26 protein-coding genes, 1 tRNA gene and 1 pseudogene are annotated in these 22,292 nt (G+C 72.8%); 21 read left to right on the top strand and 7 right to left on the bottom strand.

Translation table 11 applies throughout. The annotated features are described in order from the left end of the window. Positions 1–253 precede the first annotated feature (253 nt). The 5 genes from ACZ7IF_RS24745 (at position 254) to ACZ7IF_RS24725 (ending at position 2,589) form a co-directional block, all read left to right on the top strand. Positions 254–565, top strand: coding sequence for a hypothetical protein (locus ACZ7IF_RS24745; protein WP_470975034.1), 312 nt, complete (start codon positions 254–256; stop codon positions 563–565). Between the two features lie 281 nt (positions 566–846). Then, on the top strand, positions 847–1,110 hold the full coding sequence (locus tag ACZ7IF_RS24740) for a hypothetical protein (protein ID WP_470975031.1): 264 nt from the start codon (positions 847–849) through the stop codon (positions 1,108–1,110). A 236-nt stretch (positions 1,111–1,346) separates the two neighbouring features. Then, complete coding sequence (locus ACZ7IF_RS24735; RefSeq protein WP_470975028.1) at positions 1,347–1,889, top strand: hypothetical protein; 543 nt, start codon at positions 1,347–1,349, stop codon at positions 1,887–1,889. Next, positions 1,886–2,224, top strand: coding sequence for an SCO4225 family membrane protein (locus tag ACZ7IF_RS24730; protein WP_470975025.1), 339 nt, complete (start codon positions 1,886–1,888; stop codon positions 2,222–2,224). Before ACZ7IF_RS24735 ends, ACZ7IF_RS24730 begins: the two co-directional genes overlap by 4 nt. Positions 2,225–2,364: 140 nt before the next feature. After that, positions 2,365–2,589, top strand: coding sequence for a hypothetical protein (locus ACZ7IF_RS24725; RefSeq protein ID WP_470975022.1), 225 nt, complete (start codon positions 2,365–2,367; stop codon positions 2,587–2,589). 57 nt (positions 2,590–2,646) lie between these two features. Here the strand turns inward: ACZ7IF_RS24725 and ACZ7IF_RS24720 are convergent, their stop codons facing one another. Then, positions 2,647–3,459: a VOC family protein gene (locus tag ACZ7IF_RS24720; protein WP_470975019.1), complete on the bottom strand. Its 813-nt coding sequence runs from the start codon at positions 3,457–3,459 to the stop codon at positions 2,647–2,649. Positions 3,460–3,588: 129 nt separating this feature from the next. Between ACZ7IF_RS24720 and ACZ7IF_RS24715 the strand changes: the two genes are divergently transcribed. Together ACZ7IF_RS24715 and ACZ7IF_RS24710 are read left to right on the top strand one after the other, a co-directional pair. Next, positions 3,589–4,179 (top strand): HhH-GPD-type base excision DNA repair protein, encoded by a 591-nt coding sequence (locus ACZ7IF_RS24715; RefSeq protein WP_470975016.1) that lies wholly within the window; start codon positions 3,589–3,591, stop codon positions 4,177–4,179. 152 nt (positions 4,180–4,331) lie between these two features. Continuing rightward, a complete protein-coding gene (locus ACZ7IF_RS24710; protein ID WP_470975013.1) occupies positions 4,332–4,805 on the top strand; it encodes a cupin domain-containing protein in 474 nt (157 codons plus the stop codon). Here the strand turns inward: ACZ7IF_RS24710 and opcA are convergent. Continuing rightward, positions 4,754–5,686, bottom strand: coding sequence for a glucose-6-phosphate dehydrogenase assembly protein OpcA (gene opcA, locus ACZ7IF_RS24705; protein WP_470975011.1), 933 nt, complete (start codon positions 5,684–5,686; stop codon positions 4,754–4,756). The genes ACZ7IF_RS24710 and opcA overlap by 52 nt on opposite strands. 84 nt (positions 5,687–5,770) lie before the next feature. Then, entirely contained in the window at positions 5,771–7,390 is a 1,620-nt protein-coding gene (locus ACZ7IF_RS24700) for a helicase HerA-like domain-containing protein (RefSeq protein ID WP_470975008.1), read from the bottom strand. A gap of 88 nt (positions 7,391–7,478) precedes the next feature. Here ACZ7IF_RS24700 and ACZ7IF_RS24695 point away from each other — a divergent pair, with 88 nt between their 5' ends. Together ACZ7IF_RS24695 and ACZ7IF_RS24690 are read left to right on the top strand one after the other, a co-directional pair. Beyond that, positions 7,479–7,775, top strand: a complete 297-nt coding sequence (locus ACZ7IF_RS24695; protein ID WP_405979649.1) for a type II toxin-antitoxin system VapB family antitoxin — start codon at positions 7,479–7,481, stop codon at positions 7,773–7,775. A 79-nt stretch (positions 7,776–7,854) separates the two neighbouring features. Further along, positions 7,855–8,538 (top strand): LytR C-terminal domain-containing protein, encoded by a 684-nt coding sequence (locus ACZ7IF_RS24690; protein WP_470975005.1) that lies wholly within the window; start codon positions 7,855–7,857, stop codon positions 8,536–8,538. A 34-nt stretch (positions 8,539–8,572) separates the two neighbouring features. On the opposite strand, the gene upp is transcribed toward ACZ7IF_RS24690, so the two are convergent. Beyond that, positions 8,573–9,208: a uracil phosphoribosyltransferase gene (gene upp / locus ACZ7IF_RS24685; RefSeq protein WP_030225496.1), complete on the bottom strand. Its 636-nt coding sequence runs from the start codon at positions 9,206–9,208 to the stop codon at positions 8,573–8,575. A 182-nt stretch (positions 9,209–9,390) separates the two neighbouring features. Here upp and ACZ7IF_RS24680 point away from each other — a divergent pair, with 182 nt between their 5' ends. The 12 genes from ACZ7IF_RS24680 to ACZ7IF_RS24625 all read left to right on the top strand — a co-directional run bounded on the left by ACZ7IF_RS24680 (position 9,391) and on the right by ACZ7IF_RS24625 (position 18,686). After that, on the top strand, positions 9,391–10,353 hold the full coding sequence (locus tag ACZ7IF_RS24680; protein WP_470975002.1) for a universal stress protein: 963 nt from the start codon (positions 9,391–9,393) through the stop codon (positions 10,351–10,353). Between the two features lie 158 nt (positions 10,354–10,511). Next, the gene (locus tag ACZ7IF_RS24675) at positions 10,512–10,712 is read left to right on the top strand and encodes a hypothetical protein (protein ID WP_050779660.1); all 201 of its coding nucleotides are present in this window, start codon (positions 10,512–10,514) and stop codon (positions 10,710–10,712) included. A gap of 253 nt (positions 10,713–10,965) precedes the next feature. Next, positions 10,966–11,514, top strand: coding sequence for a tRNA adenosine deaminase-associated protein (locus tag ACZ7IF_RS24670; protein ID WP_470974999.1), 549 nt, complete (start codon positions 10,966–10,968; stop codon positions 11,512–11,514). Positions 11,515–11,576: 62 nt separating this feature from the next. After that, a complete protein-coding gene (gene tadA / locus ACZ7IF_RS24665) occupies positions 11,577–12,005 on the top strand; it encodes a tRNA adenosine(34) deaminase TadA (protein ID WP_470975058.1) in 429 nt (142 codons plus the stop codon). 79 nt (positions 12,006–12,084) lie between these two features. Next, positions 12,085–12,172 (top strand) — tRNA-Ser (locus ACZ7IF_RS24660). An 80-nt stretch (positions 12,173–12,252) separates the two neighbouring features. After that, entirely contained in the window at positions 12,253–12,546 is a 294-nt protein-coding gene (locus ACZ7IF_RS24655; RefSeq protein WP_470974996.1) for a hypothetical protein, read from the top strand. A gap of 449 nt (positions 12,547–12,995) precedes the next feature. After that, positions 12,996–13,157: a hypothetical protein gene (locus ACZ7IF_RS24650; RefSeq protein ID WP_164720920.1), complete on the top strand. Its 162-nt coding sequence runs from the start codon at positions 12,996–12,998 to the stop codon at positions 13,155–13,157. 240 nt (positions 13,158–13,397) lie between these two features. Continuing rightward, positions 13,398–14,468: an RNA polymerase sigma factor SigF gene (locus ACZ7IF_RS24645; protein WP_470974993.1), complete on the top strand. Its 1,071-nt coding sequence runs from the start codon at positions 13,398–13,400 to the stop codon at positions 14,466–14,468. A 229-nt stretch (positions 14,469–14,697) separates the two neighbouring features. After that, the gene (locus ACZ7IF_RS24640) at positions 14,698–15,537 is read left to right on the top strand and encodes an RNA polymerase sigma factor SigF (RefSeq protein ID WP_470974990.1); all 840 of its coding nucleotides are present in this window, start codon (positions 14,698–14,700) and stop codon (positions 15,535–15,537) included. 74 nt (positions 15,538–15,611) lie between these two features. Beyond that, positions 15,612–16,439, top strand: a complete 828-nt coding sequence (locus ACZ7IF_RS24635; RefSeq protein ID WP_470974987.1) for a hypothetical protein — start codon at positions 15,612–15,614, stop codon at positions 16,437–16,439. A gap of 119 nt (positions 16,440–16,558) precedes the next feature. Next, positions 16,559–16,990 carry a MarR family winged helix-turn-helix transcriptional regulator gene (locus ACZ7IF_RS24630; protein WP_470974984.1) on the top strand — a complete coding sequence of 144 codons (432 nt, stop codon included), beginning with the start codon at positions 16,559–16,561 and terminating at the stop codon, positions 16,988–16,990. Between the two features lie 82 nt (positions 16,991–17,072). Then, the gene (locus tag ACZ7IF_RS24625) at positions 17,073–18,686 is read left to right on the top strand and encodes an MDR family MFS transporter (protein WP_470975055.1); all 1,614 of its coding nucleotides are present in this window, start codon (positions 17,073–17,075) and stop codon (positions 18,684–18,686) included. Between the two features lie 56 nt (positions 18,687–18,742). On the opposite strand, the gene ACZ7IF_RS24620 is transcribed toward ACZ7IF_RS24625, so the two are convergent. The 3 genes and pseudogenes from ACZ7IF_RS24620 to ACZ7IF_RS24610 all read right to left on the bottom strand — a co-directional run. Next, on the bottom strand, positions 18,743–19,390 hold the full coding sequence (locus ACZ7IF_RS24620; RefSeq protein WP_470974982.1) for a TetR/AcrR family transcriptional regulator: 648 nt from the start codon (positions 19,388–19,390) through the stop codon (positions 18,743–18,745). Positions 19,391–19,450: 60 nt separating this feature from the next. Further along, positions 19,451–21,709 carry a glycosyltransferase family 39 protein gene (locus tag ACZ7IF_RS24615; RefSeq protein WP_470974979.1) on the bottom strand — a complete coding sequence of 753 codons (2,259 nt, stop codon included), beginning with the start codon at positions 21,707–21,709 and terminating at the stop codon, positions 19,451–19,453. Beyond that, positions 21,706–22,200: pseudogene (locus tag ACZ7IF_RS24610) on the bottom strand (GtrA family protein); the annotation flags it as partial. The gene ACZ7IF_RS24615 and the pseudogene ACZ7IF_RS24610, both read right to left, overlap by 4 nt. Positions 22,201–22,292: the final 92 nt, after the last annotated feature.

Genomic DNA, 22,292 nt, shown 5'->3' with positions numbered 1-22,292 from the left:
GGAGAGGCGTTACCCACCCCCCCCACTGAGCACACTCGACGGGACCCCTGGGCTCCCCCCCCCCCCGTACTGGGGACTCTTCCCCCCCCCCCCCCCCACCCCAACCCACCCCCCCCCCCCCCCCCCCCCCCCCCCGACCGCCGTCCCCGGCGGGCTGTTCGGCAACCCCGGCGGCGACCGCAGTCCCGTACTCGGCCTCTCCCTCCAGCCGGAGTACGGCGGGCGCTCGGACTTCTACACCGTCGGCAACGACATGGGCCTCTTCACGGTGCGCTACCGAGCGCTGAGCCCGCTGCTCCCGCAGGGCTGCGTCATCGGTGCGGGCGACGCCCCCATCGAGATCCGGCTGAAGCGCGTCGGCAAGTCCGAGTGGATCTCGAAGAACCCGCCGGTGATCAAGTTCGCCGCCGCCGACGACTCCTTCTCCGTGCCGGCCGCCGAAGGCTGCGGACCGCTCGGGAGGGTCGTGAACGACAAGCTCGGACTGCCCGCGAAGACCGGCAACTCGATCACCCTGTCCGCGCTGTACACCTTCAAGACGTACGACCAACTGCCCCCGCGTTGACGCGGCTCCGGCCCGGAACACCGGCCCGCGGGAAAGCGCGAGCCGGTGGGTCCGTACGTTTCTGTTGATACGCAGTACCGAGGGAAAGCACCTTGCCCAACCCACCCAGCCCTCCCCGCCGAGGCCGCCTCACTCGCAGGGGTGAACAAGTCCAACTCGACTGGAATCCGGACCGGTTGCCGGGCACATGCTCGCCCCGACAACCCCAGACATGAAGCGGCCCCCGCCGGGACGGCAATCCCGGGCGAGGGCCTGACCAAGTAGGAAGTAGACGCTTCCCGATGGCTCTCCAGCACCCTAGCGTGCGCATGCGCGCGGCGTACGGCGTTCATCACTCCAACGTCCGTCACACGTCCCGGTACACCGTCGTCGGGAACCACCTGCTCCAGAACCCGGCGCTCTCGCTGACCGCCCGGGGCCTGGGCGCGTACATCCAGTCACTGCCTCCAGGGACGCCGATCAGCATCAAGGAGCTGGTCAAGCGGGTACCGGAGGGGGAGATCCGGATCGCGGCGGCCCTGCGCGAGCTGGAGGCCCACGGCTAACTGAAGCGCTTCCGGGAACAGCTGCCGGACGGGCGGATCGTCACCCGTACGGTGTCCTACAACCACCCCAAGGCCGCCGCCACGGCCCACGCCGAGCGGCCGCCGGCCAAGGCCCCGAGCCGGAGCCCGCCCCGGAACCGGAGCCCGAGCCAGAGCCCGCACCGGCCCCCGCGCCGGAACCCGGACCCATCGCGGAGCCGGAGCCGGAAGCCGAGACCCCGCCCGCCGCTCCGCCGGTGGACGAGGAGCCCTCGCCCGCCCGGCGGGCGGCCGCCGCCCTGCTCGCCGGGCTGCGCCGGACGGACCACCGGCTGCTGCTCGGCCAACTGGACATCGACCGGCTCGCCGGCGGCGTCGAGGTCTGGATGCGGCGCGGCGCGACCAAGGAGGCGATCATCTCCGTGCTGACGGCGAACGTCCCCCACCCGGTCCCCCACCCGGTCCGCAACCCGGGCGGGCTGATCGCCCACCGCCTCAGCGCCCAGGAACCCCCGGCGCTGGCCCCCGCGTTCCGCAAGGCGGCCTACGTCCCGCCCGACCCCTTCCAGACCTGCGACAAGTGCGACCTGGCCTTCCGCAGCCCCACCCCGGGCACCTGCGGCTCCTGCACGGAAGGGGTCACGGCCGGAACGGCCGCATGGCCCCCGCCCTCCGGGCGGCTGGACCGACCCCGCCCGCACCTGCCGGTGTACCGAGCGGAATTGGGTACGGATACTCACGACACCCCGCCCGTCCGGGCCGACCCTGGAGGCACACCACGCCCCAGGGAGCACCGATGAACAAGCGCACGCTGATACGCCTGACCTTCGCCAATCCCGCCTCGGCGGTCTACCTCACCCTCGTCGCGGGCGCCATCGCGGTCGCGACGGGCGTCTCCCTCTTCGGGCAGGACCCGGGCTTCATCTGGATGTGGCCCACCCTCTTCACCGCTCCCTCCTCCTTCGCCACGATGTCCGTCGGCATGCTGGTCTGGGGTGCGTCGAAGCCTCCCCTCTGGTTCTCCGCCGGCGTGCTGGTCGCCTGCGCCCTCGTGCAGTCCGCGGCCCTCGGCGCCGCCTGGGAAGCCGTCCGCCGCGGTCGCCACCGCCCCCTCCCCGGCCCCCAGCACGGCTGACCGGAGGAATCCGCCTCCCCCGGGCGGGGGGACGCAAACGGGCGAGTGATCGATTCTGCGGTGAATCGGCTGCGGCAACCGGGTGATCAGGAGTGTCCTCGGCTGGTGGGCGCGAGCGGGCGGGCGCTATCCCTGCACGCATGATCAAGAACATCGCCGCCGCCGCGGCGCTCGCTCTCAGCACCGCCCTGTTCACCAGCACCCCCGCCGAGGCCGCGCCGGGCTCCTTCCCGCTCCCGCCCTTCGGCCATCCCGTCGTCCACACCGTCACCCCGGCCCCGGCCGTCTGGGACGCCCCGCTGGTGCTCCACCCCGCGTACCACCCCGCCTTCCACCCCGCGTACGCCGTCCACGCGCTGCGCTGACCCCCGCACGCCCGTGCCCCCGCCGTGTTGACCGGCGGGGGCACGGGTAAAGACGGCCTAGCCGAAGCTCGGCATCTCGCCGACCGTCGTCGTCAGGTCGATCACCGCGAACGCCGCGCCCTGCGGGTCGGTGACCGCCGCGAAGCGGCCGAAGGGGCTGTCCATCGGGCCGAAGTGCAGCTTCCCGCCGTGCTTCCTGGTCTTGGCGACCGCCTCGTCGCAGTCCGGCACCGCGAAGTAGACCTGTACGTAGGACGGGATCTCCGGCGGGAACTCGTCGCCCATCTTCATCCGGCCCAGCACCGGGTTCTGCGGACCGCCGACGCTGAAGACCTTGAAGTCCATCCCGGCCGCCTCCGGATCGTCACCGGCGTCCATCTGCTGGGACTCGTACGGGAAGACCTCCGACAGGAAGCCGTCCGCCTTGTCCGGCTCGCGGGTGAACACCTCCGCCCAGGCGTACGCACCGGACTCGCCGAGCTTCTCGAAACCCTTGTGCTCGCCGGGCTGCCAGACGCCGAAGACCGCGCCGCTCGGCTCCTTGGCGATCGCCATCGTCCCGAAGGTCCCGACCTGCATCGGCTCCATCATCAGCGTGCCGCCCGCCGCCTTGATCTTCCCGGCGGTGGCGGCGGCATCCGACGAGGCGAAGTAGAGACACCACTGTGAAGGGGCGTCACCGCCCGGCATCGGCGGCACCACCGCCGCGACCGCCTTGCCGTCGGAATAGGCCTGCGTGTAGTTGCCGTACTCGCTGCTGGCCTCGCCGAAGGTCCAGCCCAGCACGTCGCCGTAGAACTCCTTGGCGCCCTCCACGTCGGTGAACATCGCGTCCACCCAGCACGGGGCGCCTTCCGGGAACTCAGCCATGGTCGATCGACTCCTGTGTCGTGTGTCGTCCGTACGCGTGCTCGTCCTGTCGCTCCCACGCTAGGCGGGGGGTCCGACAATCGCGCGCCGACCGGGCGCCGGGGCCCCCGCTGGGGGAGGCTGGTGGGCATGGACGACATCACCATCCGGCTCGCGCAGCAGCCCGAGGCCGACGCCCTGCTCGCGCGCAGCCCGCTGGCCGCGCTCACCGGCATGCTGCTCGACCAGCAGGTGCCGATGGAGTGGGCGTTCTCCGGGCCCTGGACCATCGCCCAGCGGCTCGGCACCGACGACCTCGACGCGCACGCCATCGCCGCCCACGACCCGGAGGCCTTCGCGGCGCTGCTGTCGCAGAAGCCCGCCGTGCACCGCTACCCGGGCTCGATGGCGAAGCGGATCCAGCAGCTCTGCGCGTACCTGGTGGAGCACTACGACGGCGACGCGTCCGCCGTGTGGGCCGACGCCGCGAGCGGCGCCGAGCTGCTGGCCCGGCTGAAGGCGCTGCCGGGCTTCGGGGAGCAGAAGGCGCAGATCTTCCTGGCCCTGCTGGGCAAGCGGTTCGGCGTCCGCCCCAAGGGCTGGCGCGAGGCCGCCGGCGGCTACGGCCTGGCGAACGTCCACCGCTCGGCGGCCGACATCACGGGCCCGGAGTCCCTGGCGAAGGTCCGCGAGTACAAGCAGGCGCAGAAGGCCGCCGCCAAGCGCTCCGCCGCCCCCTGATCCCGCCCCCTGATCCCGTCCGCTGCCGCCCGCCGCCCGCTCCGGCCGCAGGACCCGGCTCGCGGCCCAGCGGGCGGGCAGAGAAACGGAGTTGCACGGTCCAGGGGTACCCACCGGCAGGGAACGGGGCCTGGGCCCGTAGGGTCGGCTTCATGATCGAAAACCTCACCCGCGCGGCGGACGCCGAAGTCATCTCCGACGGCCCGGGCAGCTTCATCACGCTGCTCACCGACACCCCCGAGCTCACCTGCAACACCGCGTGCTTCGAGGTCGGCGCGGCCGGTGCCCCGGTGCACTTCCACACCAAGGCCACCGAGTTCTTCCACGTCACCGACGGCAGGCTCGACGTCCTCGTCGGCGACGAGATCCACACCCTCACCAAGGGCGACTTCATCAGCATCGCCCCCGGTGTGAAGCACGCCTTCGCCCCGGCCGCGGGCCACACCGCCGAGGTGTTCGTCGGCTTCACCCCCGGCATGGCCCGCTTCGACTACTACCGCCTCCTCGGACGGGTGCGCGCGGGCGAGGCCACCGTGCAGGACATCATCGACAGCCAGCCCACGTACGACAACCACTACGCCGAGAGCGACGCCTGGGCCGCCCGGCCGCGCAGCGCCGAGGCGTAGACCTCGTCGGCGTCGAGCCGCCGCAGTTCCTCCGCGATCAGTTCGGCAGTGCTGCGGATCTTGAGCGCGACCTTGCGGTCGGGCCAGCCGGGCAGCACCAGGGTGGCCAGCGACCCGGTGGGGCGGTCCACGACCACCTCGCCGGCGGAGGTCTCCAGCCGGACCCGGGTGATGAGCGGCCCGTCCGACGCCACCCGGGCCACCGGCACGCCCAGGCGGTCCTCCAGCCAGCGCGCCAGCAGCTCGGCGCTCGCGTTGTCGGCCTCGCTCTCCACCGCCGCGGCGGTCACCGGCAGCGGCTTCTGGTCGAACGCGCAGGCCAGCAGGGAGCGCCACGGCGTGAGCCGGGTCCAGGCGAGGTCGGTGTCACCGGGGGCGTACGAGGCCGCGCGCGCGTCCAGCACGCCGACCGGGTCGGGTGCCTCCTGCGAGTCGGTGATCCGGCGCTGCGCCAGCTCGCCCAGGTCGTCGCGGACGGGATCGGCGGGGGCGTCGGCCGGCCACCACGCCACCACCGGCGCGTCCGGCACCAGCAGCGGGAGCACCACCGAGCCGGCCTGGGCGGTGAGGTCGCCGTGCAGGCGCAGGATCACGATCTCCCCCGACCCGGCGTCCGAACCCACCCGCAGCTCGGCGTCGAGCCGGGTCTGGCGCCGCCGTTCCGGGCCGCGCGGGGTCCGCTTGATCACCGCGATGATCCGGCACGGGTGCTCCCGCGAGGCCTCGGAGGCCGCGCGCACGGCGTCGTAGGCGTTCTCCTCGTCGGTGACTATGACGAGGGTCAGCACCAGCCCCATGGTCGGGCTGCCAACGGCCCGGCGGGCGTCGAGCAACGCCCGGCCGATCTTGCTGGACGTGGTGTCGGTGAGTTCGGTCCGCATGCCCCCGAGTCTGTCAGCGCCCGCCGCAACGCCGACAGCCGGTTCGCTCGATTCCCTCTGGAGGGGGGACCTGGGCGTCCCGGCTCAGCGCCGCCGGCGCGCCGTCCCGAAGATCGACCGCGAGATCTCCCGCCCCAGCTGCGTCCCGATCGACCGTGCCAGGGAGCGGAACAGCCCGCTCCCCACGACCTGTTCGGCCAGTGAAGGTTCCGGTTTCGGGGCGGAGCGCCCGGCCTTCACCGCCTCCTTGGCCTGCTTCTCGGCCTCCGCCGCCGCGGCGGCCGCCTCCGCCTCGGCCTCCGCGGCCGCCTGTTCGGCGGTGATCTTCTCGTACGCGGACTCGCGGTCGACCGGCTCGGCGTAGCGCGGGTACAGCGGCGAGGACTTGACGGCCCGGTCCAGTGCTTCGGCGCCGACCGGCCCCATCAGCGACTGCGGTGCGCGCAGCCGGACGGCGGCGACCGGGGTCGGGGCGCCCTTCTCGCTGAGCACCGTGACGACGGCCTCGCCGGTGCCGAGCCCCGTGAGCGTCTCCTCCAGGTCGTACGCGGAGTTGGGGAAGGTCTTCACCGTGGCCTTGAGGGCCTTCGCGTCGTCGGGGGTGAAGGCGCGCAGGGCGTGCTGGACGCGGTTGCCGAGCTGGGCCAGCACGTCCGCCGGCACGTCCTTGGGGGTCTGGGTGACGAAGAAGACGCCGATCCCCTTGGAGCGGATCAGCCGGACGGTCTGGGTGATGGATTCCAGGAACGCCTTCGAAGCCCCGTTGAACAGCAGGTGTGCCTCGTCGAAGAAGAACACCAGCTTGGGCTGTTCCAGATCGCCGACTTCGGGAAGTCCTCCGTAGAGGTCGGCGAGCAGCCACATCAGAAATGTAGAGAAAAGCTGCGGTTTGTCCTGAACTGCCGGGAGTTCCAGTACGGAGACCACTCCGCGCCCGCCGGCGGCCGTCCGGAGCAATTCGCCCGTGTCGAATTCGGGCTCGCCGAAGAATTCCGCGGCGCCCTGCTGCTCGAATGCGGTCAGGGCGCGCAGGATCACGCCGGCCGTCACGGTGGAGAGCCCGCCGATTCCCTTGAGCTCGGGCTTTCCCTTGTCGGAGACGAGGAAGGCGACCACCGCCCGCAGGTCCTTGAGGTCGATCAGCTCCAGGCCCTTGGAGTCGGCGTAGTGGAAGATCAGGCCGAGGGACTGCTCCTGCGTCTGGTTCAGCTGGAGCACCTTGGACATCAGCACCGGCCCGAAGGCCGTCACGGTCGCGCGGACCGGGATCCCGGGGCCGATCCCGCCGAGGGAGTAGAACTCGGCGGGGCATCCCGTCGCCTCCCACTCCTGCCCGACCTCGCCGGCCCTGGCCGCGGTCTTCTCGTTCGCCGCGCCGGGGGCCGAGATGCCGGAGACGTCGCCCTTGATGTCGGCCAGGAAGACGGGCACGCCGTTCGCCGACAGCTGCTCGGCGATCAGCTGGAGGGTCTTGGTCTTGCCGGTGCCGGTGGCTCCGGCCACCAGCCCGTGCCGGTTGAGCATCGCCAGCGGGATCCGGATCTGCCGCTCGGGCAGGCACTTCCCGGCCCAGAGCAGGGCCCCGAGGTCGAGCGCGGGGCCGGTGAAGGCGTACCCGGCGGCGATCGCGTCGACGGCGGGATCAGGAGCCCCGGGCGGTTCGGGCGAGCCGGCCGGAACGGCCGGGTCGGTGCTCTGGCTCATGCATCCCTCCCGGAATAGCCCTGTCTGCCACTTTTGCACCGTCGGCGCGAGGCTGCGCCCGGAGGCACCGGCCCGGTAGGCTTTCCGTGTGATCTTCAAGCGCATCGGAAACGGGCGGCCGTACCCCGACCACGGCCGGGAGAGCGTCCGGCAGTGGGCGGACGTCGCGCCGCGCCCGGTACGGCTCGACCAGCTCGTGACGACCAAGGGGCAGCTGGACCTCGAAACCCTGCTCGCGGAGGACTCCACCTTCTACGGGGACCTCTTCGCCCACGTCGTGAAGTGGCGGGGCGACCTCTACCTGGAGGACGGGCTGCACCGCGCCGTGCGCGCGGCCCTCCAGCAGCGCCAGGTCCTGCACGCGCGCGTCCTCGAGATGGACTGATTGCGCCTTTCGGGTCTGCCTTACCCGATCAACAGATCATTTAGTAGGCATCGTTCCGGTACGGCACTACGCTGCGCCCATGAGCATGCTCACTCCCCCCGGCATGGGCGGAAAGTACCGCGTAACGGGAGCTGCCTACCCCCGTATGAGCCGCCCCCGGCGGCGTCGGAAGATCGTCCTCGCCCTGCTCGGATCCGTCCTGGCCCTGGCCCTGCTCGGCTACGGGGCGCTGCAGCTCATCGACGTGTTCGGCGGCGACGACAGCGGCAAGCGCAACACGGCGGCGGCCGACGGGAACTGCCCGACGGCCTCCGCCAGACCCGCTAACGCCGTGAAGCCCGCCACCGCGCCGGACGCGGGCCCCGCCGCCTCCAAGGCCCCCGCGGTCGCCCTTCCGCAGCCCGGCCAGATCACCGTCAACGTCTACAACGCCACCCCGCGCGCGGGCCTGGCCAAGGCCGTCGGCGACGAGCTGAAGAAGCGCGGCTTCGCCATCGGCCACGTCGGCAACGCCCCCGCCGACTTCGACAAGAAGGTCCCCGGCCCCGGGATACTGCTCGGCTCCCCGCGCACCGACAAGGCCGCCTACTCCGTCCTCGGCACCCAGCTCGCCGGGGTCACCACCCAGACCGACGCCCGCGAGGGCACGGACATCGACCTGATCCTCGGCGACTCCTTCAAGGAGCTCAGCACGAAGGAGGACGCGGACAAGGCGCTGGCCGTCCTGGCCAACCCCGCGCCCGCGCCCTCCGCGAAGTGCTGATCCCCCTGCCGGAGCGGGACCGGAACTACTCCGACTACTCCGCCGAGCCGTACATGCGGTCGCCCGCGTCGCCCAGGCCCGGCACGATGTAGCCGTGCTCGTTGAGCCGCTCGTCCACGGCGGCCGTCACCACCGTCACCGGCGTGCCCGCGAGCTCGCGCTCCATGACCTCGACGCCCTCGGGCGCGGCCAGCAGCACCACGGCGGTCACGTCGTCGGCGCCGCGCTTGATGAGCTCCTGGATCGCGGCGACCAGCGTGCCGCCGGTGGCCAGCATCGGGTCCACGACGTACACCTGGCGGCCGGAGAGGTCCTCGGGCATGCGCGTCGCGTACGTGGAGGCCTCCAGGGTCTCCTCGTTGCGGACCATGCCCAGGAAGCCCACCTCGGCGGTCGGCAGCAGCCGCACCATGCCGTCCAGCATGCCGAGGCCGGCGCGCAGGATCGGGACGACCAGCGGGCGCGGGTGCGACAGCTTGACGCCGGTGGTCGGGCCGACCGGGGTCTCGATGTCGGACTGCTCGGTGCGCACGTCGCGGGTGGCCTCGTACGCGAGGAGCGTCACCAGCTCGTCGGCGAGCCGCCGGAACGTGGGGGAGTCGGTGCGCTTGTCGCGCAGCGTGGTGAGTTTGTGCGCCACCAAGGGGTGATCGACGACCTGCAAACGCACAACATCCTCCAAGACTCAGCCGGGCTTCGACCTGCGATCAGCGAACTGCGAGACCCTGCTACCTGCAAAAACGGCCGCCTGTTCGCGACCCACTGGCAAAAGGCTACGCGCTGCGCGCACCGCTCCGCCTCCGCCGCGGGCCCTGAGATGCGGGCCGCCCCGCCGCCCAGCACCCTTGACTGGTGAGCAACGGACTGGTGATCGCGGCCGTCGACGGATCCGAACACAGCCTCCGCGCCCTGGAGTGGGCCCGCACGGCGGCGCTGCGGCACGGCACCGGGCTGCTGGTCGCCCACGTGCTGCCCGAGGCCACCCAGCTGTACGCCGGCCGCCGCTCGGCCCTGCACGACCCGAACGAGCCCGAGGAGTACGCGGACCCGGTGGGCGACCGCGTACGCGCCATCCTGGAGGCCTTCCCCGAGCGGCCCGGGGAGATCCGCTACGAGGCCCTGGAGGGCTCGGTGCCGGCGGCCCTGCGGGTGATCAGCGGCGAGGGCTCGCCCCGGATGCTGGTGATGGGATCCCGGGGGCGCGGCGGGTTCGCCGCGCTGCTGCTCGGTTCGAACAGCAGGGCCGTGGCCACCACCGCCTCCTGCCCCGTGGTGGTGGTCCCGCACGCCGACCGCGACGCGGCCGCCGACCCCGCCGGGGAGGCGGCGGGCGCCTCGGCCGGAAAGGTGGTGCTCGGGCTGCACGTCACCGAGACCCCCGAGGACGTGCTGTCGTTCGCCTTCGCGGAAGCCGCCGCACGGGGGACCACCGTCCAGGTGGTCTCGGCGTACGCGATCCCGCCCGGCCCGGCGAACGTGCTCGGCGGCCCCTTCGCGGTGATCCCGCCCGAGGCGCTCGCCGACGGCGGGGACGCGGTGCCGGCCGAACGGGAGACGCTGCGTTCCCAGACCCGGCGGCTGGAGGCGGTGCGGGCCCGGTACCCGGGCGTACCCGTCGAGCAGGCCGCCGAGCCCGGGAACGCGGCCGGACGGCTGGTGGAGGCGTCGCGGTCGGCCGCGCTGGTCGTGGTGGGCCGCCACCACCCGCGCGTGCGGTCGCTGCTGATCGGCTCGGTGGCGCACGCGGTGCTCCAGCACGCGCACGGTCCGGTGGCCGTCGTACCGGCCCTCACGGAGGAGGACGACGGGGTCTGACGGCCGAGGCCGCCGGCGGACCCCGGCCCCGCGACCCCTGACCTGGGGCGATCTGCGCGCCGGTGGCATCAAACGAGCCGGCCGGGGGAAGGTGGGAGCCGGGGGGTCTGCTCCGTGACGGCGGAGGAGGACGACCAGACCAGCCTGGGGTGGTGCCGATGCCCGAGACGCAGCCCAACGACACCGACGGGAGAGAGGCGTACGAGGCGCCGGAGACGGCGGCGCAGCGCAGGGCGCGACGCGCGCAGTTCCTGCGCGATCTGAACGAGGCCAGGGAGCTGCGCGACCGGGTCCAGCCGCGGCGCGCCCGCGCGGCCCGGATGCGGCAGCAGATGCGGATGCGTACCTTCCGCTGGTGACCAGGGGTGCGGCCGGGCGCGTCGCGGGGCGCTACGCCGGGCGCACCGGCGTGCGCGCACACGGCCCCGCGACCGGGTGCACCGCCGGCGCCGCGACACGGCCGCCGCGCGGAAGACCTCTCGCAAAGCCGCTGTTTCTGCCACGATGCCGATTGGGCGGGGTGCGGACGGCAAGCGTCACGGCCGTTCACACCCCAACCTCCGGCCGGGGGGACCTCCAACCGGCACGCCTACGACCAGTGGGAGAGTCACGGTGTATTTCGCCGCACTGCTCGCGCGCACCGAAGACGGGTGGGAAGCGAGCGACCTGGAACTCGACGACGTCGAGTCCCTCAGTGATCTGATCGATCTCGCACGGTCCGCCGCTGTCGACGACGACACGGTGGTCGCCCTCATCGAGCAGGAGGACGCCTGGTTCGGCGTCATCCGCGTGGACGGAGAGGAGGACCCTCGGTACTTCGTGTCGAACGCCTCCGTGGCCGACCGCAGCTCCTACGGATCGATGCTGACGAAGGAGCTGCTGGGCACCGACGAGGAGGACGACGACCTCGACGAACTGAACCTGGACGGCACCGAGGACGGCGATGACGAACCGGTCGCCGCCTACACGGACGAGGACGACGACGCGGACGACGGGCCGCGCGCCGGCTCCGAGCCCCTGCCGGCCGGACCCCTCGGCGACCCCCGCCTGCTGGACGACCTCGGGGTCGGCCACAAGGAACTGCTGACCCTCGACGGAGACGCCCTCACGGAGATCGCCGACGCGCTCGGCGCCACCGAAGTGCTGGAGGCCGTCCGCTAGTGATCGCCGAGCACGACATCACGTACGACCCCGATCCCGTACGGGATCCCTGGCGGGACTCCATGCGCCTGGCGCTGAAGGAGGCCGCCCTGGCGGTGCCGGCCGGCGACGTGCCGGTCGGTGCCGTCGTGCTCGGGCCCGGCGGGGAGCTCCTGGCCACCGGGCACAACGAACGGGAGGCCGTCGGCGATCCCACGGCGCACGCCGAGGTGCTGGCGCTGCGCCGGGCGGCCGCCCGGCTCGGGGAGTGGCGGCTGACCGGGTGCACGCTGGTGGTGACCCTGGAGCCGTGCGTGATGTGCGCGGGCGCGCTCGTGCAGTCCCGCGTGGCGCGGATCGTCTACGGGGCGGGGGACGAGAAGGCGGGCGCGGCCGGGTCGCTCTGGGACCTCGTGCGGGACCGCAGGCTCAACCACCGTCCCGAAGTGATCCGCGGGGTGCTGGAGCAGGAGTGCGCCCGGCAGCTCACGGACTTCTTCCGGGATCGGTGAGCCCCTTCCGGGGGCGGTGAGCCGGGCCACGTACTGCGGATTTGCAAAGCACTCCCCACCTTGGGCTAGGATCTCTCTCGGTGGTGTGTCCGAGTGGCCGAAGGAGCTCGCCTCGAAAGCGAGTATGGGGCAACCCATCGGGGGTTCAAATCCCTCCACCACCGCCATTGAGAGCCCCGGTTCGTACGAACCGGGGCTCTCGTGCGTGCCCGCCGTGACCGGCCGCCCGCTCGGCCGTTGTCACGGCATGACCAAGACCCAGCGCATGCTCGCCGCCTTCGCCCTCGCGGGGGCCGCCGCGGGCCTCGCCGCACCCGCCGCCTCCGCCGCGCCCGTGGACGTGGCCCCGCTCGCCCTCCCGGACCTCCCGGCCGCCGCCCCGGGCATGCCCGCCGGCGCCCAGCCCACCGTCCCCGAGATCGGGGCGCGGCTCAGCCAGGGGGCCAACCAGCTCAACCAGCTGATGACCCTGCCCGACCAGCTCGCCCCCGTGATCGCCCCCGTCGAGCCGCTCCTGGGCCTCGCCGGCGCCATCCAGTAGCCCCGGCCCTGCCCCCCCCCCCCCCGCCGCCTCCCCGGACCCCGGGCCCGTCCCGGGCCCCTCCCGGCCCCGTCCTCCGGCCCTTCCGGCGCCCGGACACGAAGAAGGTCCCGACCGGAGTCGGGACCTTCGACGGTGGGGACGGGGGAAGTGGCGATCGGGGGGACAAGCCACTTCCCCCGGCGGGGACGGGACCTGCCAGCCCGAGCCGCAATCAGGGGGGAAGCCTGCGGCTCGGACCCCGCAGTGAGGTCCTGTCCCTCACCCACCGGTTTCCTGCCAGAACCGGTGGGCTCGTGTTCAATCCTGCGCCCGCCCCGACCGGGCACCCAGCGGCAAAGGGCCCCAACCACCGGGTCATTGGTCCTTAAAGGACAGGTGAGTGACCAAACCTGACCGGTTAGACTCACCCGACTTTGCAGTGCTGGTTGGGGAGGCCGACACCGTCCATGGACACCAAGAAGCTCATCACGGGCGTCCTCACCGTGTTCGTCCTCTTCGTGATCATCACCCAGCCCAAGCGGGCGGCGGAGATGGTGGGAATAGGCTTCCAGGGCATATCGGATGCAGCCTCCGGCATCGGCGAGTTCATCACCGAACTGGTGAACTGAAACCGTACGCCGAAGCGATTTCCGGACTTCCGGGTCCCCCACTCCGACGGGTGGGGGACCTTTCGCGTTCACGGCCGGGGGGCCGGTAAAAAGAATACCCCGAAATGCCCAACTTGCCCTCAACACGGCCATATACGGTGCTTGCACATAGTGCACATCTCTTGTGATGCTATGACCGCTTTTGACCGATGAGTTGATCGAAGGGGTGGCGTGACCGTGCCGGCCAGTACTGCGCCTCAGGTGCCTCCCCAGCAAGAGCTCCGCCCGCACGAGCCGCGCCACCAGGAGCCGCGCACCGCCGAGCCCCGGCCGGGCGACCCCAGGCCCGCCGAGCCCCGGCCGGGCGGGCCGCGCCCGGGGGAGCCGCGCCCCGAGCCCCGTCCGCAGGAGCCGCCGCTCCAGGGACCACCCCGGGAGGCACTCCAGGGGGCACTCCACGGCCCGCACGAGGCCGGTCAGGACGCACTCCGGGGCGCACCCGAGGACCCGTCCCGGGATCCTTCCCAGGATCTGCGGGACCTGCCCCAGACTCCCCCGAGGCCGCAGGGCCGGGGCGCCGACACCCGGGCCCTGACCCAGGTGCTCTTCGGCCAGCTGAAGGACCTGGAGCCGGGCACCAGCGAGCACCACCGGGTGCGCGGGGCCCTGATCGAGGCCAACCTCCCGCTCGTCCGGTACGCGGCCGCCCGCTTCCGCAGCCGCAACGAGCCGATGGAGGACGTGGTCCAGGTCGGCACCATCGGCCTGATCAACGCGATCGACCGGTTCGACCCGGAGCGCGGGGTCCAGTTCCCCACCTTCGCCATGCCGACGGTCGTGGGCGAGATCAAACGATACTTTCGCGACAACGTCCGCACCGTGCACGTCCCCCGCCGCCTCCACGAGCTGTGGGTGCAGGTCAACGCCGCCACGGAGGACCTCACGACCCTCCACGGCCGCACCCCGACCACTCCCGAGATCGCCGAGCGGCTGCGGATCAGCGAGGACGAGGTGCTGTCCTGCATCGAGGCCGGCCGCAGCTACCACGCGACCTCCCTGGAGGCCGCGCAGGAGGGCGACGGCATGCCCGGCCTGCTCGACCGGCTCGGCTACGAGGACCCCGAGCTGGCCGGCGTCGAGCACCGCGACCTCGTGCGCCACCTGCTGGTACAGCTGCCCGAGCGGGAGCAGCGGATCCTCCTGCTGCGCTACTACAACAATCTGACGCAGTCGCAGATCAGCGCGGAGCTGGGCGTCTCGCAGATGCACGTGTCCCGGCTGCTCGCCCGGAGCTTCGCCCGTCTGAGATCCGCAAACAGGATCGAGGCTTAACCGGATCGGGTGGAGCTGTTCCCGCGTTTCCCTACAGAATCGGCTCATTCCGCTCGGTCGGCCGTCTGTCGCTGGAGATACTTGTCGACATGACGCTACAGCGTGTTGCCGACATGTGACATTCTGCTGGAACCGCGTTTGCCGCAGCCCCGCCTCCGGTATTCAGGTGGAGGCTGCGTTCCTCCGACGGGCGCAGAGACGCGACCGTCCGCGACCTCAAGGGGGTGGCATGTCCGTAGACCAGGGCAGCTCCAAGGTGCTCACGCTCGACAAGCGTGAGCTGCCGGCAGTGGCCGACCGCTCGGAAGCCATCGACACCCGCACCCTCTCCCGCTCCCTCTTCCAGCGACTCGCCGCCCTGGACGCGGACAGCCCCGAACGGGCGTACGTACGAGACACCCTGATCGAGCTGAACCTGCCGCTGGTGCGCTACGCGGCGGCCCGGTTCCGCAGCCGCAACGAGCCGATGGAGGACATCGTCCAGGTCGGCACCATCGGCCTGATCAAGGCGATCGACCGGTTCGACTGCGAACGCGGCGTGGAGTTCCCGACGTTCGCGATGCCGACCGTCGTGGGCGAGATCAAACGATTCTTTCGAGACACTTCCTGGTCCGTCCGCGTCCCGCGCAGGCTCCAGGAACTGCGCCTCGCGCTGACCAAGGCGAGCGACGAGCTGGCCCAGAAGCTGGACCGGTCCCCGACCGTTCCGGAGCTGGCGGCCGTGCTCGGCGTCTCCGAGGAGGAGGTCGTCGACGGCCTCGCCGTCGGCAACGCCTACACCGCCTCCTCGCTCGACTCACCCTCCCCGGAGGACGAGGGCGGCGAGGGCTCGCTCGCGGACCGCCTCGGGTACGAGGACACCGCGCTGGAGGGTGTCGAGTACCGCGAGTCGCTCAAGCCGCTGCTCGCCAAACTCCCGCCCCGGGAACGGCAGATCATCATGCTGCGGTTCTTCGCGAACATGACCCAGTCGCAGATCGGCGAGGAGGTCGGCATCTCCCAGATGCACGTCTCGCGCCTGCTCACCCGCACGCTCGCCCAGCTGCGGACGGGCCTGATCGGGGACTGAATCACCAGGGCGCCGAGCCACGGAGTCACGGGCGCGGGGTTCACATTTGACATTGCGTCAGGAACACTGGCGCGATGCGAAAGGGATCCCGCGCCGCCCTCGCCCTGGCCCTCTGCTGCTGCGCCCTCGCCACCCTCACCGGCTGCGAGCAGGACCGGGACGGCTACGTCGTCGTGGGTGCCGCCGCCGCGGGCCCCGAGCGGGGCGCGGGGGAGAACGTACCGCCCCGGAGCCAGGTGGAGTTCCAGCCGCTGGCATCCGGCGGACCGGCCCCTTCCGCCGACGCCCCCGTTTCTGCGCGGCCCGGCGCGCCCGGGTCCCGGCCGGCCGACGGCTCCGACGCGGGCGGAGGGACGGCCACCGCCCCGGTCGGCTCCGCACCCGCTCCCGGCACCCCGCCGGACCCGGGCACTCCGGCCACCCCCGGCGGCACCGGGGGCGCGGGCACGGGCGCCACCACCCCGGGCGCGCCCGGCACCCCGGCCCCGCCCGCCCCGCCGACCACCCCCGGCATCCCCGGCATCCCCGGCTCCCCCGGCACCCCGGCCCCTCCGGCCCCGAAGCCGGGCACGACGCCGCCCGCCCCGCCGGCCACCCCGGCCCGGCTGGCCCTCGGCACTCCGGTCCGCGCGGCGGCGTCCGCCCGCTGGTGCGAACGCGTCACGGTGACCTTCACCAACACCGGGACCACGGCGGCCCGTTCCGGCACGGTGGGCTTCGCGACGCACATCATCGGCGCCCTCGGCGTCGACTGGGCCACGATCACCACCACCCAGCCCCTGCCCGCCCCCATCGCGGGCGGCGGCTCGAAGACGCAGACCTACACGGTGTGCGTGGAGGCGTGGCGGGTGCCGCTGGGCATGCACGTGGAGACCCGGAACGTCAGCGCCACCTGGAGCTGACGCCACCCGCCGGTCCCGGTTTTCCGATTCCTTTACCGCCCCGCCCCCCGGATTCATTTGCCTGTAGCAACCATGCGCTTCTATGGTTGCCCTAAGCAACAAGATGGGGGCGGTTCCCGGTGAGCACGCAGACGGCCCAGCACACCCGCTACGAGGAGCTGGCCCGCCAGCTCACCGGAATCGGCGCGGTCAAACGCGACCTGGCCCGGATGCTGCCCCCGCACTGCCCGCCCGGCTCCGCCGCCGTCCTCACCGTCCTCGACCGGCACGGCGAGATGCGGCTCAGCCGGCTCACCGAGTTCATGGCCGTCGACATCTCGGTCAGCAGCCGGCACGTCGCCCACGTGGCGCAGCACGGCTGGATCGAGCGGGAGACCGACCCCGGCGACGGCCGCTGCCGGATCCTGCGCCTCACCGGGGCCGGGCGCGCCATGCTCGCCGAGCTCGGCGCCCGCTACACGGACGCGCTGGAGAAGGCGCTGGCCGACTGGCCGGCCGAGGACATCGACGTACTGAACACCCTGCTGGCCCGACTCCGATCGAGCTTCTAGGCAAAGGAAACACATGGCTACGACCACACCCAACGGTGTGCGGGGAGGCGGCCAGTCGGAGACCACGTCCGACGGCGCACCCATGACCCACCCGCAGATCATGAAGGCGCTGTCCGGGCTCATGCTCGGCATGTTCGTGGCGATCCTGTCCTCCACGATCGTCTCCAACGCCCTGCCCCAGATCATCAGCGACCTCGGCGGCACCCAGTCCTCCTACACCTGGGTCGTCACCGCCGCCCTGCTCTCGATGACGGCCGCGACCCCGCTGTGGGGCAAGCTGTCCGACCTCTTCAGCAAGAAGCTGCTGGTCCAGATATCCCTGGTGATCTACGTCCTCGGCTCCGTGGTCGCGGGCATGTCCCAGAACACCGGGATGCTCATCGCCTGCCGGGTGGTCCAGGGCATCGGCGTCGGCGGGCTCTCCGCCCTCGCCCAGATCGTGATGGCCGCGATGATCTCCCCGCGCGAGCGCGGTCGCTACAGCGGCTACCTGGGCGCGGTCTTCGCCGTCGCCACCGTCGGCGGTCCGCTGCTCGGCGGCGTCATCACCGACACCGACTGGCTGGGCTGGCGCTGGTGCTTCTACGTCGGCGTGCCGTTCGCGGTCATCGCGCTGATCGTGCTGCAGAAGACCCTGCGGCTCCCGGTGGTCCGCCGCGACGTCAAGGTCGACTGGCTGGGCGCCTTTCTGATCAGCGGGGCCGTCTCGCTCCTGCTGATCTGGGTCACGCAGGCCGGCGACTCGTACGACTGGATCTCCTGGACCACCCTGGCGATGACCGGCGGCGCCGTGGTGCTCGGCCTGCTCTTCGTCCTCGTCGAGTCCCGCGCCAGCGACCCGATCATCCCGCTGCGGCTGTTCCGCAACAAGACCATCAGCCTGGCCTCCGCCGCCTCGCTGTTCGTCGGCATCGCGATGTTCTCCGGCACGGTCTTCTTCAGCCAGTACTTCCAGCTGGCCCGGGGCGAGTCCCCCACCATGTCCGGCATCCTGACCATCCCGATGATCGGCGGCCTGTTCGTCTCCTCCACGGTGTCCGGCCAGGTCATCACCAAGACCGGCAAGTGGAAGGCCTGGCTGGTCTCCGGCGGCGTGCTCCTGACCGCCGGACTGGGACTGCTGGGCACCCTGCGCTACGACACCCCGTACTGGCACATCGCGCTGTACATGGCGCTCACCGGGCTCGGCCTCGGCATGATGATGCAGAACCTGGTCCTCGCGACGCAGAACCAGGTGGCCCCCGAGGACCTCGGCGCCGCCAGCTCCGTCGTCACCTTCTTCCGCTCCCTCGGCGGTGCCATGGGTGTGTCGGCGCTGGGCGCGGTCATGGCCAACCGGGTCACCCACTACGTCCAGGACGGGCTGGCCGCTCTCGGCCCGAAGGCCGCGGCCCTCGGGCACGGCGGCACCGGCGGCGGGGGGATCCCCGACCTCGACAAGCTGCCCGCGCCGTTCCGGACCGTCATCGAGTCCGCGTACGGGCACGGCGTCGGCGACGTCTTCCTGTACGCCGCCCCGACCGCGCTGCTCGCGCTGCTGCTGGTGCTGTTCATCAAGGAAGTCGCGCTGAAGTCGAAGCCGGCCCTGCACGACCCGGCCGCCGAGGGCGGTGCCGGAGCCGCGTCCGCGCCCGCCGGCGCCGCGTCCGCCGGGGCCGCCGGGGCCGCCGGGGCCGCCGCACGGGCCAAGGCCTGACCGGGGGTTCGCCCCGGCCGGCCGTGAGCGGCCCGGGCCCGGAACCCCGACGGGGTTCAGGCCCGGGCCGCCGCCGTATGCGCGGCCTTGGCCTCGATACCGGCGATCAGGACGTCGAGGGCCAGGGCGAAGTCCGCCTCGGGCGCCCGCCGGACCGTGCCGCCGCAGCCGTTCAGGGCGCAGCCGCCGAGGAACTGGGAGACGGCCAGGTGCGCGCCCGTCCGGGCGGCCTCCACCAGGCCGGTGGCCTCCAGCAGCCGGTGCAGGGCGGCGTCGAAGGCCCGCGCGTGCGGGCCGATGTTCGGGTAGGCGACGCTGAGCGGAGCCACCCACGGATGTTCCGCCAGCAGCCGCCGGTAACCGCAGGCGAGGGTCCGCAGCCGGGCCGGCCAGCCCTCCCGAGGGGGCGGCCCGGCCGGCAGCCGCTGCTGGCCCAGGGCGCTGTCCAGGGCCAGTTCGAGCAGATCGTGCTTGGTGTCCACGTACCAGTACAGGGACATCGCGGTGACCCCGAGCTCGGCGGCCAGCCGGCGCATCGAGAACCGGCCGAGCCCCTCCGCGTCCAGCAGCCGCACGGTGGCGGCGGTGATCCGGTCCCGGTCCAGGCCCGAGGGCGCCTCACTGCGGCGTCTGGTGGGGGCGGCGGGCCTGGCGGCCAGCCACACACTGGTCCTGGCGTCGCCCGGATCAGCCTCGGTCACCATGGAGGCACCCTCCTCACCACAAGGGGATCGGCCCGGAATGCCCGGTCCGCCCTCTTGATGCTAGGGGGTCGTCAGGTCGTAGAAGGTGGCTCCGCCGATGGTGGTGGACTTGAAATTCGCCTTCACCCAGCTGTCGATGGCCGTACCCGCCGCTCCGCCGGGACCTCCCGCGCCGCCGGGCCGGTTCGTACCCGTGCCCCCCTCGCCGGAGGCGCCGTCGAGGCCGCCCTGGGCGATGAACCAGTGGATCTTCCCCGCCTTCACGTACCCCTTGAACTGCTCCAGCGTGGGCGAGGGGTCGCTGCCGTTGAAGCCGCCGATCGGCATCACGGGCGCGCCGGAGGCCAGCTGGTAACTCGCCGCGTTCTGGGAGCCGATGGTGGCCGCTGCCCAGGTGTAGCGGTCGGCACCGGTCCTCAGCGCGGCCTTGGCCTCCGCGCCGACCCGGGTACCGCCCAGCAGTCCGCCGGGGCCGCCGCCGGTACCGCCCGGACGGTCGCGGCCGCCCTGGCCGCCAGCGCCGCCGCCGGGGCCGCCCTGGCCGTTGGCGCCGCCCGTCTGGCCGCCGTTCGGCCGCACCGCGCCGGGGCCGCCCATCGGGCGACCGCCCTGTGGCGCTCCGCCCGGAAGCCCGCCCGGCGCGCCCTGGCCGGCGGGCGCGCCCTGGCCGACGGGCGCGCCCTGGCCGGCCGGGCCGCCGGGGAACTGCTCGCCGCCGGGGCCGAAGCGCGTTACGACCGGTCCGCCGCGGCCGCCGGCCACCGCCGGGCCGGCCGTCGGGATGGACCCGGTGTGGCCCGCGCCGACGGTGGTCAGGCAGTAGGCGAGGGGGCCCGCCAGGGCCGCGCCCAGTCCCAGCGCGGCCGTCGCCAGCAGCGCGCGGCGCCCGAAGCGGGCCGCGAACGGCAGCAGGGCGGCGGCCAGCAGGCCCGCGACCAGCACCGTCCAGCGCAGCCACGGCAGGTATCCGGAGGAACGGCCGAGGAGGACGTACGACCAGACGGCGGTCAGGGCCAGCGTCCCGGACAGGGTGAGCGCGGCGGCCCTGCCGCCCCGCTCCTCCCAGAGCACGGCCGTGCCCATGCCGACGAGCGCGGCGACGAAGGGCGCGAGCGCGACGGTGTAGTACTCGTGGAAGATGCCCTGCATGTAGCTGAAGACGAGCACGGTGACCAGCAGCGAGCCGCCCCAGGCGAGGAAGGACGCGCGGGCCATGCCCTCCAGGGAGTCGGTGGCCCTGCGGGCCCGCCAGGTGACCACCAGCCCGGCCACGAGCAGCACCAGCGCCGCCGGCAGCAGCCAGGAGATCTGGCCGCCCACATTGGCCGAGAACAGCCGGTCGATGCCGGTCTCCCCCCAGCCCCCGCCGCCCCTGAGGCCCGGGCCGCCCTCGGGCATCCCGTACGCGCCGGCCCCGCCGGCCGCGGCCCGCCCGCCGCCGACGCTGCCCGTCTCGTTGCCGTTCAGCCGGCCGAGGCCGTTGTAGCCGAAGGTGAGCTCAAGGAAGGAGTTGTTCTGCGAGCCGCCGATGTACGGGCGGGAGGAGGCGGGCCACAGCTCCACCACGGCCACCCACCAGCCTCCGGACACCACCGCCGCCAGCCCGGCGAGCAGCAGCTGCCCGAGCCTGCGGCGCAGCCGGGTCGGCGCGCAGACCGCGTACAGCAGGGCCAGCGGCGGCAGGATGACGAAGGCCTGCAAGGTCTTCGTCAGGAAGCCCAGGCCGATCGCCACGCCGGCCGCCAGCAGCCAGCCCGTGCGCGCCCCGTCCAGGGCCCGGAGCACGCAGTACACGGTGACGGTCAGCAGCAGCGTCAGCAGCGCGTCGGGGTTGTTGAAGCGGAACATCAGCGCGGCCACGGGTGTGAGCGCGAAGGCGGCACCGCTCAGCAGGGCTGCCCCGGCCCCGAACTGGCGCCGCACGGCCGCGTACAGCACCGCGGTGGTGCCGACGCCCATCAGGGCCTGGGGTACGAGGATCTGCCAGGAGCCGAGCCCGAACAGCCGGACGGACAGCGCCATCGGCCACAGGGCGGCCGGGGGCTTGTCGACGGTGATGGAGTTCCCGGCGTCGGAGGAGCCGAAGAAGAAGGCCTTCCAGCTCTCCGAGCCGGCCTGTACGGCCGCGGAGTAGAAGGAGTTGGCGTAGCCGGAGGCTCCCAGGTTCCACAGCAGCAGCACGGCGGTGGCGAGCAGCAGCGCCGCGTACGCGGGCCGCTCCCAGCGCGGCCGTACTGCCTCTGCCCGGTGCGCGGCAGCGGCCGCGGCGGGGGCCCGTTCGGGGAAGGGGGAGCCGAAGGGGGCTGGTGCGGTGGTCATCGGTGGTCGTCCTTCACGGGAGTGGTGCGCCGCTCGGGGAAGACCCAGGCGCGGAAGAGCAGGAACCGCAGCACGGTGGCCGCGAGGTTGGCCGTGATCAGGACGGCCAGCTCGGTGCTGTGGGCGGGGTCCGCGGCGGCCGCGTCGAGGGCGGCGAGCGAACCGCTGGTCAGGGCCAGTCCGATGGCGAAGACCACGAGCCCCTGGGCCTGGTGGCGGACGGCCCGGTCGCGGCCCCGGACGCCGAAGGTGAGCCGCCGGTTGGCGGCGGTGTTGGCCACGGCGGAGAGCAGCAGAGCGGCCGCGTTGGCGGGCTGCGGGCCGGCGCCGAGCCGGAAGAGGGAGTACAGGGCGAGATAGCAGAGGGTGGACAGCACCCCGACGACGCAGAAGCCGAGGAGCTGGCGGGCCAGCCCTCTCGGTACCCCGGGCAGGGCCGTGCGGTCGCGCGGGTCGTCGCCGAAGGGGCGGGCGAGGGGGGGGGGGGGGGGGGGGGCGACCCCCCAAGCCCCGCCCCCCCCCCCCCCCCCCCCTCCTGTCCCCGTTTCGGTTTTCCCCCCTTGGACCACGGGATCCGGAGTGT

It is taken from the genome of Streptomyces sp. NPDC037421 (assembly GCF_055602105.1).
Note: the sequence above shows the minus strand (reverse complement) of the source record. Positions and strands in the feature narration are given on the sequence as shown.